General features: G+C 66.5%; 14 protein-coding genes. 12 read left to right on the forward strand and 2 right to left on the reverse strand.

Annotation, left to right across the window (positions count from 1 at the left end):
* Positions 1-114 precede the first annotated feature (114 nt).
* The 7 genes from GYH29_RS18870 (at position 115) to GYH29_RS18900 (ending at position 8,505) form a co-directional block, all read left to right on the forward strand.
* Entirely contained in the window at positions 115-750 is a 636-nt protein-coding gene (locus GYH29_RS18870; protein ID WP_019103059.1) for a TetR/AcrR family transcriptional regulator, read from the forward strand.
* On the forward strand, positions 747-1,727 hold the full coding sequence (gene hlyD, locus GYH29_RS18875) for a secretion protein HlyD (RefSeq protein ID WP_107731515.1): 981 nt from the start codon (positions 747-749) through the stop codon (positions 1,725-1,727). Before GYH29_RS18870 ends, hlyD begins: the two co-directional genes overlap by 4 nt.
* 1 nt (position 1,728) lies before the next feature.
* The gene (locus GYH29_RS18880) at positions 1,729-3,468 is read left to right on the forward strand and encodes an ATP-binding cassette domain-containing protein (RefSeq protein ID WP_161524248.1); all 1,740 of its coding nucleotides are present in this window, start codon (positions 1,729-1,731) and stop codon (positions 3,466-3,468) included.
* The gene (locus tag GYH29_RS18885) at positions 3,465-4,601 is read left to right on the forward strand and encodes an ABC transporter permease (protein WP_161524249.1); all 1,137 of its coding nucleotides are present in this window, start codon (positions 3,465-3,467) and stop codon (positions 4,599-4,601) included. Before GYH29_RS18880 ends, GYH29_RS18885 begins: the two co-directional genes overlap by 4 nt.
* Positions 4,602-4,612: 11 nt before the next feature.
* Complete coding sequence (locus tag GYH29_RS18890; protein WP_161524250.1) at positions 4,613-5,713, forward strand: ABC transporter permease; 1,101 nt, start codon at positions 4,613-4,615, stop codon at positions 5,711-5,713.
* The gene (locus GYH29_RS18895; RefSeq protein ID WP_161524251.1) at positions 5,710-7,134 is read left to right on the forward strand and encodes an efflux transporter outer membrane subunit; all 1,425 of its coding nucleotides are present in this window, start codon (positions 5,710-5,712) and stop codon (positions 7,132-7,134) included. The genes GYH29_RS18890 and GYH29_RS18895 overlap by 4 nt, the downstream gene beginning before the upstream one ends.
* 87 nt (positions 7,135-7,221) lie before the next feature.
* A complete protein-coding gene (locus GYH29_RS18900; RefSeq protein ID WP_161524252.1) occupies positions 7,222-8,505 on the forward strand; it encodes a ferredoxin reductase family protein in 1,284 nt (427 codons plus the stop codon).
* 83 nt (positions 8,506-8,588) lie between these two features.
* On the opposite strand, the gene GYH29_RS18905 is transcribed toward GYH29_RS18900, so the two are convergent.
* Together GYH29_RS18905 and GYH29_RS18910 are read right to left on the reverse strand one after the other, a co-directional pair.
* The gene (locus tag GYH29_RS18905) at positions 8,589-9,023 is read right to left on the reverse strand and encodes a DUF411 domain-containing protein (RefSeq protein ID WP_118268299.1); all 435 of its coding nucleotides are present in this window, start codon (positions 9,021-9,023) and stop codon (positions 8,589-8,591) included.
* Between the two features lie 74 nt (positions 9,024-9,097).
* Positions 9,098-9,412, reverse strand: a complete 315-nt coding sequence (locus GYH29_RS18910) for a hypothetical protein (protein WP_161524253.1) — start codon at positions 9,410-9,412, stop codon at positions 9,098-9,100.
* 324 nt (positions 9,413-9,736) lie between these two features.
* On the opposite strand from GYH29_RS18910, the gene GYH29_RS18915 reads away from it, so the two are divergent.
* From GYH29_RS18915 to GYH29_RS18935, 5 genes are all read left to right on the forward strand, one after another.
* Positions 9,737-11,842: a TonB-dependent receptor domain-containing protein gene (locus GYH29_RS18915; RefSeq protein WP_161524254.1), complete on the forward strand. Its 2,106-nt coding sequence runs from the start codon at positions 9,737-9,739 to the stop codon at positions 11,840-11,842.
* A 253-nt stretch (positions 11,843-12,095) separates the two neighbouring features.
* Positions 12,096-12,386, forward strand: a complete 291-nt coding sequence (locus GYH29_RS18920) for a DUF2218 domain-containing protein (protein WP_227104831.1) — start codon at positions 12,096-12,098, stop codon at positions 12,384-12,386.
* 148 nt (positions 12,387-12,534) lie between these two features.
* The gene (locus GYH29_RS18925) at positions 12,535-13,644 is read left to right on the forward strand and encodes an ABC transporter substrate-binding protein (RefSeq protein WP_161524255.1); all 1,110 of its coding nucleotides are present in this window, start codon (positions 12,535-12,537) and stop codon (positions 13,642-13,644) included.
* A complete protein-coding gene (locus GYH29_RS18930) occupies positions 13,641-14,705 on the forward strand; it encodes a FecCD family ABC transporter permease (protein WP_048414296.1) in 1,065 nt (354 codons plus the stop codon). Before GYH29_RS18925 ends, GYH29_RS18930 begins: the two co-directional genes overlap by 4 nt.
* Positions 14,702-15,475 (forward strand): ABC transporter ATP-binding protein, encoded by a 774-nt coding sequence (locus GYH29_RS18935; protein ID WP_019101553.1) that lies wholly within the window; start codon positions 14,702-14,704, stop codon positions 15,473-15,475. The genes GYH29_RS18930 and GYH29_RS18935 overlap by 4 nt, the downstream gene beginning before the upstream one ends.
* Positions 15,476-15,645: the final 170 nt, after the last annotated feature.

Raw genomic sequence — 15,645 nt, forward strand, 5'->3', positions numbered from 1 at the left:
CAATCACCGCTTTGAAAAACAAGCACTTGGCGGTTTCCTCCGGATTTCGCAAATTTTATACACCCGTACAAATTCGGCTTGCATAGGCTTATACGTTCGTATAAAAATACAAATATGAAATCGACCAACGCCACTCGACAGCAGCTGCTGGACTGCGGACTAATCATGGCCAAAGAAGCCGGCCTGCGCGCACTCACCGTACGCGGCCTGTGCCAGCGTGCCGGGGTCAACCCGGGCAGCTTTGTCTACCACTTCGGCAGCCGAGAACGCTACCTGAGCGAGCTGCTGGAACACTGGTACGCGCCGCTGTTCCAGCAACTGCAATGGCAGCAGCAGCAACAGCCGTCCGCCTTGCCGCGCTTGCAGGCCATACTGCGGCAGTTGCTGGACTTCATCACCGAGCACGGCGGCCTGATCGCCCACATGCTGCTGGACGCCGCCGCAGGCGAAGCCGCCGCACAGGCCTTCCTGTCCACGCTGGCGCCGCGCCATCCCAAGCTGCTGCTGCAAAGCATTGTCGACGCGCAGCAGGCCGGCGAGCTGGAGCGAGGCGATCCCTTGCACCAGGCCCTGTTCCTGATGTCCGCGCTGGGCCTGCCGGCACTGGCTCAGCACATCATCGCCGGCAAACCATTGCTGCCCGACCTGATCCAGCAGGCTTTCAACACCTACGCCATCGATCCGCGCCACATCGAGCAACGCCTGCAATGGGCGCTGCGCGGTCTGCGCCCATTGGAGCCACAGCCATGAAGCGTCCCCTTCTGCTCATCGGCCTCGTCGTCGCCCTGCTCGCCGGCGGCGGCTACGCCTGGCGGCAGCGGCAATTAGCCCAAGAACGTCTGAGCCTGTCCGGCAACGTCGACATCCGCGAAGTCAGCCTGTCCTTCCGGGTGGCGGGCCGCTTGCACAGCCTGAACGTGGACGAGGGCGCCGCCGTGCGCGCCGGAGACGTGCTGGGCGAACTGGACCCCGCCCCTTACCGCAACGCCTTGCGCGACGCCGACGCCGGCCTGGCCGCCGCCCAGGCGCGGCAGGCGCTGTACCGCGCCGGCCCGCGCCGCGAGGATATCGAGCAGGCGCAGGCCAATCTGGACGCGCGCCGCGCCGCGCAGCTCAACGCCGAGCAGACTTACCAGCGCCAGCGCCAGCTGGCCGACACCGGCGCCTCCGCCCAACGCGCGCTGGACGACGCCCGCGCGCAGCGCGACCAGGCCGCCGCGCAGGCCGAGGCGGCGCGCCAGCAGTGGCAGGCGCTCAAGCGCGGCTACCGCAAGGAGGAAATCGCCGAGGCCGAAGCCAATGCCGAACGCGCGGCGGCGCAACTGGCCCAGGCCAAGCTGCAACTGGCCGACACCCGCTTGCTGGCCCCGGCCGACGGCGTCATCCTCACCCGCGCGGTCGAACCCGGCGGCATGCTGCCCGCCGGCGGCGCGGTGTTCACCTTGTCGCTGACCCGGCCGGTATGGGTGCGCGCCTACGTCGCCGAGCCCGATCTGGGCAAGATGGCGCCCGGAACCAAGGTCAAGGTCCGCAGCGACGGCCGCGCCCAGCCTTACGACGGCGTGGTCGGCTTCGTCTCCCCCAGCGCCGAATTCACCCCCAAGAACGTGGAAACCCAGGATCTGCGCACCGCGCTGGTCTACCGGCTGCGCGTGGTGGTGCAAAACCCGGACGCCGCGCTGCGCCAGGGCATGCCGGTGACGGTAACGCTGGCGGACGGCGGCTGAGATGGACGCGCCGGACGCCATCATCCTCCGCGGCCTCTGCCAGCGCTTCGGCGCGCACGAGGCGCTGACCGGCATAGACGCGACGATACGCCGCGGCGCGATCACCGGCCTGGCCGGGCCGGACGGCGCCGGCAAGACCACCCTGCTGCGACTGCTGGCCGGCCTGCTGCAAGCCAGCGACGGCGCCGTCCGCGTCGAAGGGCTGGACCCCATCGCCGACGGCGACGCGCTGCGCGCGCTGATCGGCTATATGCCGCAGCAATTCGGCCTCTACGAAGACCTGACGGTGCAGGAAAACCTGGAGTTGTACGCCGATCTGCGCGGCGTCGTCGGCGAGCGCCGCCGACACAGCTTCGAGCGCCTGCTGGCCTTCACCGACCTGGCCCGCTTCACCCCGCGGCCGGCCGGCAAGCTGTCCGGCGGCATGAAGCAGAAGCTGGGCCTAGCCTGCGCGCTGCTGGGCGAACCACGAGTGCTGCTACTGGACGAACCCAGCGTCGGCGTCGATCCGATTTCCCGGCGCGAGTTGTGGAAGATGGTGGGCGAGCTGGCCGCGGATGGCATGACCGTGCTGTGGAGCACCTCCTACCTGGACGAGGCCGAACGCTGCGACCAAGTGCTGCTGATGAACGCCGGACAGCTGGCTTACGCCGGCGCGCCCGGCGAGCTGATCCGCCGCATGGAAGGCCGCAGCGTGCAGTTGCGCGGCATCGCCGGCAACCGCCGCCAGACGCTGCGGCGCGCCTTGCGCCAGCCGCAAGTGCTGGACGGCGTGATCCAGGGCCAAGCGCTGCGACTGGTGCTGCGCCAGGCCGGCCAGTCGCCTGAGCTGGCGGCGCTGCAAGCCGGGCCGGACGCCCATTTCACCGTTGTTCCGCCGCGGCTGGAGGACGCCTTCATCGAACTGCTGGGCGGCGGCCCCGGCGGCGATTCGGCGCTGGCGGAACGGATGCCGCCGGCGCAACTGCCGGCGGGCGTGGACCCTGACGCGGTGATCCGCGCCAAACAGCTCACCCGCCGCTTCGGCGACTTCGTCGCCGCCGACAATATCGACTTCCAGGTGCGGCGCGGTGAAATCTACGGCCTGCTAGGCCCCAACGGCGCCGGCAAATCCACCACCTTCAAAATGCTGTGCGGCCTGCTGCGCCCCAGCGCCGGCGAGGCCAGCGTGATGGGCATAGACCTGAAGCGCAGCGCCAGCCGCGCGCGCCGGCAGCTGGGTTATATGGCGCAGAAATTCGCGCTCTACGGCAACCTCAGCGTCGCCCACAATCTGGACTTCTTCTCCGGCATCTACGGCTTGAGCGGCCAGGCGCGGCGCGACACCGTCGCGGAGATGGTCCGCGTGTTCGCGCTCGCGCCCTATCTGGACATGCTCGCCGGCGCTCTGCCCCTGGGCTTCAAACAGCGGCTGGCGCTGGCCTGCGCGCTGATGCACCGCCCGCCGCTGCTGTTTCTCGACGAACCCACCTCCGGCGTCGACCCCATCACCCGCCGCGAATTCTGGACCCACATCAACGGCCTGGTGGACAAGGGCGTCACCGTGATGGTCACCACCCACTTCATGGACGAAGCCGAATACTGCGACCGCATCGGCCTGGTCTACCGCGGCCGGCTGATCGCCAGCGGCACGCCGGACCAACTCAAGCGCCAGGCCGCCGGCCCGGAAGAGGAGATCACGATGGAGGAAGCCTTCATCCGCCTGGTGGCGGCCAACGACCGCGCCGGAGCAGGAATATGAGCGCCGCCGTCAAGCCCGCCCGCCTGCTGGCGCTGTGCCGCAAGGAAGCCATGCAGATCGTGCGCGACCCCAGCAGCATTCTGATCGCCTTCGTGCTGCCTGTGCTGCTGCTGTTCATCTTCGGCTACGGCATCAATCTGGACGCCAACAAGGTGCTCATCGGCGTGGTGCTGGAGGACAGCGGCGCCGAGGCCCATCGCTTCGCCGCCGCGCTGGCCGGCTCGCCCTATCTGGAGGTCCGCCCCGGCCATGACCGCGCCGACATGCGCGCGCGGCTGGCCGCCGGCGAAGTGCGCGGCATGGTGGTGATTCCCGCCGATTTCTCCGCCAAGACCGCGCAGGGACGCGGCGCGGCCGCGGCGCAGCTGCTGACCGATGGCGCCGAGCCCAATACCGCCAACTTCCTGGCCAGCTATCTGCAAGGGGCCTGGCAAGTCTGGCTGACCCAGCACGCTCAGGACCGCGGCCAGCCGCCGCCGGCCCAGTTGCAACTGGAGCCGCGCTACTGGTTCAACCCCGACACCGTCAGCCGCAACTACCTGGTGCCCGGCTCGATCTCGGTGATCATGACCATCATCGGCGCGCTGCTGACCTCACTGGTGGTGGCGCGCGAATGGGAGCGCGGCACCATGGAAGCGCTGCTATCCACCCCGGTGACCCGCGCCGAACTGCTCTTGTCCAAAATTCTGCCCTACTACCTGCTGGGCATGGCCGCGATGCTGGTCTGCGTGCTGGCGGCCACCTTGCTGATGAACGTGCCGCTGCGCGGCTCCTGGTGGCTGCTGTTCGTCGTCAGCAGCCTGTTCCTCGGCAGCGCGCTCGGCCTGGGCCTGCTGCTCTCCACCATCACCCGCAATCAGTTCGTCGCAGCCCAGGGCGCGCTCACCGCCGCCTTCCTGCCGGCCACCATGCTGTCCGGCTTCGTTTTCGAAATCAACAGCATGCCGCCGCCGGTGCAAGCCGCCACCTATCTGGTGCCGGCGCGCTACTTCGTCAGCGCGCTGCAAACCCTGTTCCAGGCCGGCGACATCTGGCCGGTACTGCTGCTCAACACCGGCTGGCTACTGCTGTCCGCCTGCTTCTGGCTGGGGCTGACCGCGCTCAAATTCCGCCGCCGGCTGGATGCGAGCTAGGAGAAGACACCATGTGGCGCGCGCTGCTGACCCTGATCCACAAAGAACTGCGGGCCCTGCTGTCCAGCCCGCAAAGCCGCCGGCTGCTGATCATGCCGGTGCTGCTGCAACTGCTGCTGTTTCCCTTTGCCGCCACGCTGGAGGTCAAGAACAGCACGCTGGCCATCTACAATCAGGACGGCGGCGCGGCTTCCATCGAACTATCCCAACGCCTGGCCGCGGCCCAGGCCTTTCCGCACTTGCTCAACATCCATAGCGAAGCCCGGCTGCGCGAGGTCATCGACCGCCAGCAAGCGCTGCTGGCCATCCGTATTCCGCCGGATTTCTCGCGGCGGCTGGCCCAGGGTGCAGCACCGCGGCTGCAGGCCGTCATCGATGGCCGCCGCTCCAACAGCGCGCAGATCGCCTTCGGCTATGCCCAGCAAATCGTCGCCCAATACGCGCGCGAACTCAGCCCCGCGCCGCCGCCGGCCCAGCTGCAGCTCCGTCATCTGTACAACCCCAATCTGGAATACCGCTGGTTCGTGCTGCCCAGCCTGGTGGCCATCATCACTACCATCGGCTGCCTGATGGTCACCGCGCTGTCCCTGGCGCGCGAACGCGAGGAAGGCACTTTCGACCAATTGCTGGTCACCCCGCTGACCCCCGGCTACATCATGGCCGGCAAGGCGGTGCCCGGCATGCTGGTGGCCGCGCTGCAAGGCAGCGTCATTTCCGCCGCCGCGGTGTGGCTCTACCAAGTGCCCTTCGGCGGCGGCATCGCCCTGCTCTACCTCGCCATGCTGTGCTACGGCCTGGCCCTGTCCGGCTGCGGCCTGCTGATCTCGGCGCTGTGCGCCAACCAGCAGCAGGCCTTTCTCGGCGTGTTCGGCTTCATGGCCCCCGCGGTGATTCTGTCCGGCTATATGGCGCCGGTGGAAAACATGCCCTGGCCACTGCGCGCGCTCAGCGCCGCGGACCCGCTCAGCCATTTCATCGTCGTGGTCAAGGGCCTGTTCCTCAAAGGCTACGGCGCGGCGGAAGCCTGGCCGCACTTGTGGCCGCTGTTGTTGATCGCCGCCATCGCCCTTGGCCTCGCCTACCTGATTTTCCGTCAAAGGAGCGGACAATGAATTCATCCCGCCTTGCCGTTTCTCTGTCCCTCGTCCTGCTCGCCGGCTGCGCCGTCGGCCCCAACTACCAGCCGCCGACGCCGGCGCAACTGCTGCCCGCCGCTACAGCGGAAACCGAACCGGAAGCCGCCGGCTGGTGGCAGGCCTTCCAGGACCCGGCGCTGAACCGGCTGGTCGGCGCCGCGCTGCGCCACAGCCCGGACCTGGCCAGCGCCGACGCCAATATCCGCCAGGCGCGCGCCGCGCTGGAGATGAACAGCGGCGCGCAATGGCCGCAGCTCAACGCCGCCGGCCGCGTCAGCCGCGATCAGCTGAGCCGGCGCGGCGAGGCGCTGGCCAATATCCCCTTCGCCAACCCGCAGACCCTGTTCACCGATTACCGCGCCGGCTTTGACGCCAGTTGGGAAATCGACCTGTTCGGCCACACCGCCCGTAGCGTGGAAGCCGGCCGCGCCCGGCTGGAAGCCAGCCGCGAGCAAGCCGCCGACGCCGCGCTGCGCGTGACGGCGGAAACCGCGCGGCTGACGCTGGACTACCGCTACTGGAGCCTGCGCGCCGACAACGCCGCCGCCCAGGCCGGCTGGCGCGCGGAGCTGGCGCGGCTGACTCGGCTGCAATTCCAGGCCGGCCTGGCCGGCGCCGGCGAAGTGGACCAGGCCGAGGCCGAACGGCTGCGCGCCGACGCCCAGCTGCAACCGCTGCTCGCCGCCCGCCAGGCCGCGCTCGCCGCGCTGGGCCCGCTGACCGCGCTGCCGACGGCCGCTCTGCGCGCGCAGCTGGACGGCGTCGCGCCGGAACCGCGCCTGCCGCCGACGCCCGCCGCCGGTCTGCCGTCGGAGCTGCTGCTGCGCCGGCCGGACCTGCGCGCCGCGGAACGACAGCTTGCCGCCGCCAGCGCCGACATCGGCGTAGCCACCGCCGAGCAATACCCGCGCTTCAGCCTGCTGGCCAGCGGCGGCTGGGACAGCGTCCGCCCCGGCGACTTCGCCTCCCAGGCCAGCCGCTACTGGAGCCTGGGCCCGCAACTGAACTTGCCGCTGTTTGCCGGCGGCCGGCTGCAAGCCCAGGTCCGGGCTCGCGAGGCCGGCTACGACGCCGCGCTGGCGCAATACCGCAAGGCGGTGCTGCAAGCGCTGGCCGATGTGGAAACCGCGTTCTTGCGCAGCCAGGCCGGCCGCGTCCAGGAGGCGAGACTGAGCGACGGCGAAACCACGCTGCAACGCCAGCTCGGCTACGCCCGCCAGCGCGTCGCCGTCGGCGAAGCCGCGCAAAGCCACGCGCTGGAAGCGCAACTACAGCTCGCCGCGCTGCGCGAGCAAAGGCTGGCGGCGCGGCAAACGCTATCAGCCGACCTGATCGCGCTGTATAAGGCGCTGGGCGGCGCGCCAACGCGTCAACCACCCGGAGAATCTTCACGCTAAGCCGGCCCGAGCGCCGCGTTTAAGCTTGGCTTAAGCTTGCAATGTTCCAATCGTCTTAATCCCCCTATTAAAAGAAAGGATATGGCGATGAAGCGCAATCTTCCCCTGCTCAGCCTGCTGCTGCTCGTCAGCGGCGCCTTGTACGCCGCCGCCAGCCTGTGGCAAAACGGCTTGCCGGCCAGCTACTGGCAATGGCGGCGCGAACTGGTGATGCTCAGCGGCGTGCAATTGATGACCGTGATGAGCGCCGCCATGCTGCTGGCCGCGCGCCCGCGTTGGCTGGAGCCGCTGCTGGGCGGCCTGGACCGCCTGTACGCGCTGCACAAGCGCCTGGGCATCGCCGCCGGCCTGCTGCTGGCGGCTCATTGGCTGATCAAGCTGTCGCCCAAGCTGATGCTGGCGCTGGCCTGGGTCGCTCCTCGCATCAAGAGCGGCGGCGGCGGCAAAGACCCGCTGGTCTCACTGGCCAAGGATGTGGGCGAATGGGCGGCCTGGGCGGTGCTGGCCATGGTGACCCTGGCGCTGCTGCGCGCCGTGCCCTATCGCTTCTGGCGCAAACTGCACAAGCTGTTCGCCCCGCTCTACCTGATGGGCGCCTTCCACGGCCTGATCCTGATGCCGGCCGAGATGTGGGCGCAGCCGGTGGGCTGGCTGCTGGCCGCGCTGATGCTGATCGGTTCCGGCTGCGCGCTCTACTCGCTGGCCGGCCGTATCGGCAAACAAGGGCAATACGCCGGCCGGGTGGACCGCATAGAAGCCCTGCCGGCCGGGCAACTGGAAGTGATCTGCCAGATGGACGGCTGGCCCGGCCACCGCGCCGGACAATTCGCTCTGGTCAACTTCGCCGCCGCCGAAGGCGCCCACCCCTTCACCATCGCCAGCGCCGACCACGGCGACGGCCGGCTGCGTTTCATCATCAAGGCGCTGGGCGATTACACCCGCCGCCTGCCGGCCGAACTCGAAATCGGCCAGACCGTCACCGTGGAAGGCCCTTACGGCTGCTTCCAGCCGCGCGGCGGCGCGCGCCAGGCCTGGGTGGCCGGCGGCATCGGCGTCACGCCTTTCCTGGCCTGGCTGCAAAGCCGGGAACTGGCGGAGAAGCCGCTGGACGTGGATTTCTACTACTGTGTGCGCAGCCGCGGCGATGCGGCGCGGCTGGAGGAAGTGCGGCAAGCCTGTCATCAACGCGGCGTGCGGCTGCATCTGATCGAGAGCGAGGCCGGAGCGCTATTGAACGCCGACATGCTGCCGGAAGTGGACGAAGTCTGGTTCTGTGGTCCGCAGGGGCTGGGCGAGACACTGCGGCGCGGCCTGAAACAACGCGGCGCCCAGGCGCCGGCTTTCCACAACGAGGCGTTCTCAATGCGCTGACGCAAAACGGGCATTCCAACATGCCGGAACGCCCGTCATACCCTCAAGCAAGCCGCTGCAACGCGGCTTGCGCCTCGCCGGCTTTAGCGCGTGGCGTAGACGCTGCGCCTTCCCTGCTCGTCAAAACTCAACACCTGATACGGCTGCTTGCTCGGCCCTTCCATACCCGGGCTACCCATGGGCATGCCCGGCACCGCCAGGCCCACGATCTTGGGTTTGTCCTTCAGCACCTTCTTCACCAAATCCGCCGGCACATGGCCCTCGAACACATAGCCGCCGATCTCGGCGGTGTGGCAGGAACGCAGATCCGCCGGCACCTTCAAGCGGGCCTTGAGCGCGGACATGTCGGCCTCGTTGCGGCTTTGCATCGCCACCCCGTTTTTCTGCATATGCTCGGCCCAAGCGGTGCAGCAACCGCAATACGGGTCCTTGTGCATCACGCCGTCGGCGGCGGCGGCAAGCGGAGAAAGCAGGGAAACGGCCAGCGCGGCGGCGGCCCAGTACAAATGTTTATTCATGACATGAATTCCAATGCTGTTTGAATGAAAAAGCGCCATAGCCCGCAAACACGCGGCTGACGCAAAAAAACGGCTCATTCAACAGATTGGGGCGGGCGCTCCGGCGGCGCGGGGATGAAACCGGACCACACTATTTCAGCCTTGGCCTGCAGCACCGGGCGGATCGCCTGCAAGGGCAAGCTGGGCGCCGCCGGCCATGGCGCGGCCGGCAACTGACAACAGGCCGCGGCCTGCGCCGCGCTGGCCGGCTGGGTGTGGCAGGCCGCGCCATCGTCGGCCATCCAGACGCAGGGCGCGCTGGCCGCCACGCGTCCGCCCATGCTCCAACCCGCCTGCGGCAACAGCAGCAGACACGTTAGCAACAGTAGCAAGGGCAGACGAATAGGCATCGATTCAGATAGGGCGCTTAGTGCGGAACAGGCTTGGGACTGACGGCTAGCGCCTTGGTTCCCAAGCTGTTTCTCTATTTCATACGCTTCGCTCAAAGTTTGAGCCATGTCATGTTAGCGCCAGATCGTGGTCGCAAAGTCTGGATTGCTGACCAATCAATAACGATTCGCATTTGCGTTCGCATTAATTCAGTGGGATACTTATGGTCCCATTTGACATTCCTTGCGCAAACTAAACGCCAACGGCATGCAGGAGCGCCGGCCATGCCGAGACGCGGATCAAATGGGCCTCGTTCATGTGATGATTTCCTGGTATCCACGACAATGAAAACCAATGACTCCGCCACCCGCCACGGTGTGCGCCTCGCCCTGCTCTCCGCTGCCGTCTCCGCGCTCTACCTGCCCGCCGCCCATGCTGCGGAAGCCGAAGCCACCCTGCCCTCGGTGGTGGTGACCGCCTCCGGTTACGAGCAAAAGATCAAACAGGCTCCGGCCAGCATCTCGGTGATTACCCGTGAAGAACTGGCGAAAAAACCGTTCACCAATCTGACCGACGCGCTGACCGATCTGGAGGGCGTCAGCATCAATGGCTCCGGCCCCGGTGACAAGGACATCGCCATCCGCGGCATGCCTGGCGAATACTCGCTGATCCTGGTGGATGGGCGCCGTCAAAACACCCGCGAAACCCGCAGCCGCGGCACTGGCGGTTTCCAGCAGTACCAGATCCCGCCGATGGAAGCGATTGAGCGCATCGAAGTGGTGCGCGGACCGATGTCCTCGCTGTACGGCTCCGATGCGATGGGCGGCGTGGTCAACATCATCACCCGCAAAGCGCCCAAGGAATGGCACGGCTCGATGACTCTGGGCGGCACCATCACCGAGCATTCGAACGAAGGCAATACCGGCCAGAGCAGCTTCTGGCTGGGCGGCCCGTTGATGAAGGACCTGCTGTCGTTGCAAGTCTACGGCGCAATGAACAACCAGGCCGAAGACAATATCTACTACACCAAGAGCGGCGATGGCGGCAAAGTCGCCAGCCACGTGGCCGACATCAACGCCAAGCTCAGCTTCACCCCGAATCAGGACCACGAGATCACCTTCGAGGCTGGCCATAATGAGCTGCGCAAAACCACGACGCCAGGTAAAAGCGACTCAGTAATTTCGCGCGGCAAGCCGAACAAGAAGAATGACTATTTTGATGTCCGCGACCACTGGAGCCTGAGCCACAACGGCAAGTACGGCAATGTGCGCTCCAATGTCTCCCTGTATCAGGAAATCGACAAACCCAGCCACTCGCTTAATAACGTGGACGATGGCACAGGCCTGAAACTGACCAACACCACGCTGGACGGCCAACTGACCTTCCTGCTGGATCGCCACACCGTAAAAGTCGGCACTCAAGTAGGCCAGCAAGTCGGTTCCGGCATGCGTGCTCAAGAAGCCATTGTGGGCTTCATCGGCCCCGCCAACCCAGACAAAATCACCGTCAACACTTGGGCGTTGTTTGCCGAGGACAGCTTCGAAGCCACAGACAGCCTGACCATCACCGCCGGCGGCCGTGTCGACCACCACAGCGTGTTCGGCACCCACTTTACTCCACGTGTTTATCTGGTTGAGCACCTGAGCCCGCAATGGACGTTGAAAGGCGGCGTCGGCAAGGGCTTCAAGGCACCAACCATCCGCCAGAGCACCGACGGCTACTGCATGCGTACCGGTGCGGGCAACGAGGCCGGCATCCTGTGCGGCAACTCCAAGTTGAAGCCGGAGGAAAGCACTTCCTACGAAATCGGCCTGCACTTCGACAATGAGCAAGGCCTGAGTGCCAACGCCACCCTGTTCAACAACGACTTCAAGAACAAAGTGGTCAGCTACGGCACCGACAAGTTCTCCAACCAGTATGCGCCTGGCACAGACCCGGTTCGTATCTACATTTACGACAATGTGGACTCGGTCAACATCCGCGGCCTGGAACTGTCCGGTAGCTGGGCCTTCATGCCGAAGTGGACGCTGTCCGGCAACTACACCTACACCAAGTCCAAACGCGAAGGCGGCAAGGAAACCAGTTTCCTTGGCCAGTCGTTGAACGGCATGCCGCTGGACAAGACCCCGGAACACGCCGGCAATGTGAAGCTGGCCTGGGCGCCGATGGAAAAGCTGGACCTGTACACCCGCCTGAACTTCGAAGGCAAGCAGTACTACACCGGCTTCCGCAATGGCGCCAACGTGGCCCGTACCCGCGGCGGTTCCAGCACTTGGGACTTTGGCGGCAGCTACAAGCTGAACAAGAGCTTTGACGTCAACTTCGCCGTGTACAACCTGGCCGACCGCACCGTCGCGATCGACAATCGCGGCCGCTACGATGGCCTGGACGGCAACTGGATGGTCGACGAGGGCCGCCGCTATTGGCTGACCTTGACCGGCAAGTTCTAAGAAGGGGTTCACGATCTCGCGAGCTAGAGCGAGACAAGGCGCAAACGGTTGAGGAAGCGGAATGTACAAGTTGGTACATGAGCATTCCGAAGCCGTTGGCAACGCGGTATCGCCGACGCGCAGCAGATTGTGAACAGCTTCTAAGCCGCACCCTGACGGCCCGTCTCCCGACGGGCCGGAAACACCGCACGGCAGTTGCCGAATCCGCCGGATTCGCCAACTGCCTGTTCCCGTTTTTACGATTGGAGAATTGATGATGTTGAGCAGCCGCGCCCAATTGACCACGCCCAATGCCGACAAGGTGCTGTACAAGCTGTGCAAGCACTACGCGCTGAAAGTGCCGGTGGAGTTCGACAGCCACCAGGCCCATGTGCACTTCCCCATCGGCGAATGCCGGATCCAGCGCCAGGACGACACCCTGGACATGATCTGTGCCGCCGACGCCGCCGACAAGCTGGCCAAGATCGAATTCATCATGGACGAGCATCTGGGCCTGATGGCCAAGACGCCGGACTTGAAGCTGGACTGGGCCAAGACCGAGTAAGAGCCACAACCCAGCGGCGTTTTCCGAGCGCGCCGGGCCTGCCCTGCCGCTCCCGTTTCTGTATGATGACCCGCTCCGCTGCCAAAGCCCGTCCACCCGCCCCCACGGCGGGCTTTGACAGCGGAGCCGTATCGCTCAAGGAATCACAATGAAAACACTGTTCTCCCGTCTGCTGCTGGCCGGCGCGCTGGCTGCGGCCACGCTGGCGGCCCAAGCCGCCACCGTCACCGATATCGCCGGCCGTAAAGTGGAAGTGCCGGCCAAGGTCAACCGCATCCTTTTGGGCGAAGGCCGGCTGTTCTACGCGCTGGCCTTGCTGGAAGGCAAGCAGCCCATCGCCCGCATCGCCGGCTGGCAGGGCGATTTCCGCCAGCTGGACCCGCAAACCTACGCCCAGTACAAGCAGCGCTTCCCGGCCATCGACCAGATTCCCTTGATCGGCAAGACCAGCGAGAACTCGGTCAGCGCCGAAAAAGTGCTGACCCTGCGTCCCGACATCGCCGTGTTCAGCATCTCCGGCCACGGCCCGGGCCTGAACAATCCCATCGTGCAGCAATTGCAAGCGGCCAAGGTGCCGGTGGTGTTCGTCGACTTCCGCAACGCGCCGCTGGAGCACACCGTGCCCAGCCTGCGCATCATGGGCAAGGCGCTGCAACGCGAAGCCGAGGCTGAACGCTTCATCCGCTTCTACCAGGGCAAGATGGACGCCATCCGCAAGGTGGTGGCCGCCATCCCGGCGCAGCAAAAGCCCAAGGCCTTCCTAGACCTCCGCGCCGGCGCCTTCAGCAATGTCACCAGCGCCGGACGCGGCAGCCTGGGCGAGCTGGTGGACGCCGCCGGCGGTGTCAATATCGCCGACAAGCTGATCCCCGGCGCAGTGGGCGAAGTGAATATGGAGCATGTGCTGGCCAGCAATCCGGACCTGTACATCGGTACCGGCACCGCGGACGCCGCCGAGAAAACCGGCATCCAGTTCGGCGCCAACATCAGCGCGGCACAGGCTCAGGCCTCGCTCAAGCGCACCGCCGCGCGCAGCCCGGTGGGCGCGCTGCGCGCGGTGCGCGAAGGCCGCACCTTCGGCGCCTGGCACCACTTCTACAACACGCCTTACCACATCGTGCTGCTGGAAGCCTTCGCCAAGGAGCTGCAGCCGGCGCGCTTCGCCAAGCTGGACCCGGACGCCAGCTGGAAACAGCTGCATCGCGACTTCCTAGCCATAGAGCCGCAAGGCACTTACTGGGTCAAGGGCGTTAAATGAGCAGCGAGACCATGACGCTTTCCGCCGCCGCGGTGGCGGCGGACTACCGCCGCACCCTGCTGCGCCGGCTGCTGCTGGTGGCCGTGCTGCTGAGCCTGCTCGCCGTCTCGCTGACGCTGGACGTCACCACCGGCGCCAGCGGCATGCCGCTGGCCGAATTCTGGCAGACGCTGTGGCACCCGGCCGCCGCCGATCCGGCCACCGAAGTCATCGTCTGGCAAATCCGCCTGCCCTACGCGCTGATCGCCATCGCAGCCGGCCTGGCGCTGGGCCTGGCCGGCGCCGAAATGCAGACCGTGCTGCACAACCCGCTGGCGGACCCGTTCACCCTGGGCCTGCAGCCGGCGGCCGCCTTTGGCGCGGCGCTGGCCATTCTGCTGGACGTCAGCATCCCCGGCGTGCCCGGCCCATGGATGCTGCCGGTCAACGCCTTCGTGTTCGCGCTCGGCTCCGCTCTGCTGCTGGACGTGGTGGCACGCTGGAGCAATATGCCCACCAGCGGCGTGGTGTTGTTCGGCATTGCGCTGTTCTTCAGCTTCAACGCCCTGGTGTCCCTGCTGCAATTCGTCTCCACCGCGGACTCGCTGCAAGACCTGGTGTTCTGGCTGATGGGCAGCCTGTCGCGCGCGGACTGGCCCAAGATCGCGCTGCTGTTCGGCGCCTTCGCGCTGATCCTGCCCTGGTCGCTGAGCCAGTCCTGGCGGCTGACCGCGCTGCGGCTGGGTGAGGACCGCGCCGCAAGCTTCGGCATCAATGTGCGCCGGCTGCGGCTCAGCTCGCTGCTGCGCGCCAGCCTGCTCACCGCGCTGGCGGTGGCCTTCGTCGGCACCATAGGCTTCATCGGCCTGATCGCGCCGCACATCGCGCGCCGGCTAGTGGGCGAGGATCACCGCTTCTACCTGCCGGTGAGCGCGCTGACCGGCGCCGCCATCCTGTCCATGGCCTCGGTGGTGACCAAGAACCTGGTGCCCGGCGTCATCGTGCCGGTGGGCATCGTCACCTCGCTGGTGGGCATCCCCTTCTTCATCGCCATCGTGCTGCGCAACGGAGGCCGCCAATGAGCTCCGCCCTGTCCATCCATCAACTCTCGGTCAGCTACGGCAAGCGCCAGGTGATACGCGCGCTGGACGTGCCCTGTCTGCGGGCGGGCGACATCACAGCCTTGCTGGGCCCCAACGGCAGCGGCAAGTCCACCTTGCTGCGCGCCCTGGCCGGCCTGCAGCACAGCAGTGGCGACGTCCGCCTGGACCAGCGCGCGCTCAGCCGCCAGCGCGGCGAAGTGGCCTATCTGCCGCAAACCCTGCCGCCCAGCGTGCATCTGTCGGTGTTCGAATCGCTGATGGTGGCCGGCCAGGCCACCGCCGCGGGCCTGTCGCGCCGCCATGACGACCAGCAAGTGTTCGCGCTGCTGCAATCGCTGGGCATCGAGCAACTGGCGCTGCGCTATCTGGACCAGTTGTCCGGCGGCCAACGCCAGCTGGTGGGCATCGCCCAGGCGCTGATCCGCGAACCGGCGGTGCTGCTGCTGGACGAGCCGCTGTCGGCGCTGGACCTCAACTACCAGTTCCACGTGATGGACCTGCTGCGCCGCGAAACCCGCCGCCGCGGCATGGTCACCGTCATCGTGCTGCACGACCTCAACGTGGCGCTGCGCCACTGCGACCGGGTGCTGATGCTGAAGGACGGCGCTTTGCAAGCCAACGGCGCGCCGGACGAGGTGATAGACAGCCAAAGCCTGCGCCGCGTCTACGGCGTCAGCGGCCGGGTGGAGCGTTGCTCTCAAGGCGTGGCGCATGTGCTGGTGGACGGGCTGCACAGCGGTTTGCGCTGAGGACTGGTTTACGATCTTTTCCGACCACGGGTATTGCTCAAGGGAAAGCATTGAATCCGCTAAGCGGATGATGATTTTCATTGCCGGGGCTGCCCGGCGGGCAGGGAAAGGATATTTGCTTGGCCAAATATCCTCTCCACTCCTAAAGGCCACCCTGCAAACCTGGCCTG

It is taken from the genome of Chromobacterium haemolyticum, from assembly GCF_009936155.1.
Taxonomy (GTDB): domain Bacteria; phylum Pseudomonadota; class Gammaproteobacteria; order Burkholderiales; family Chromobacteriaceae; genus Chromobacterium; species Chromobacterium haemolyticum.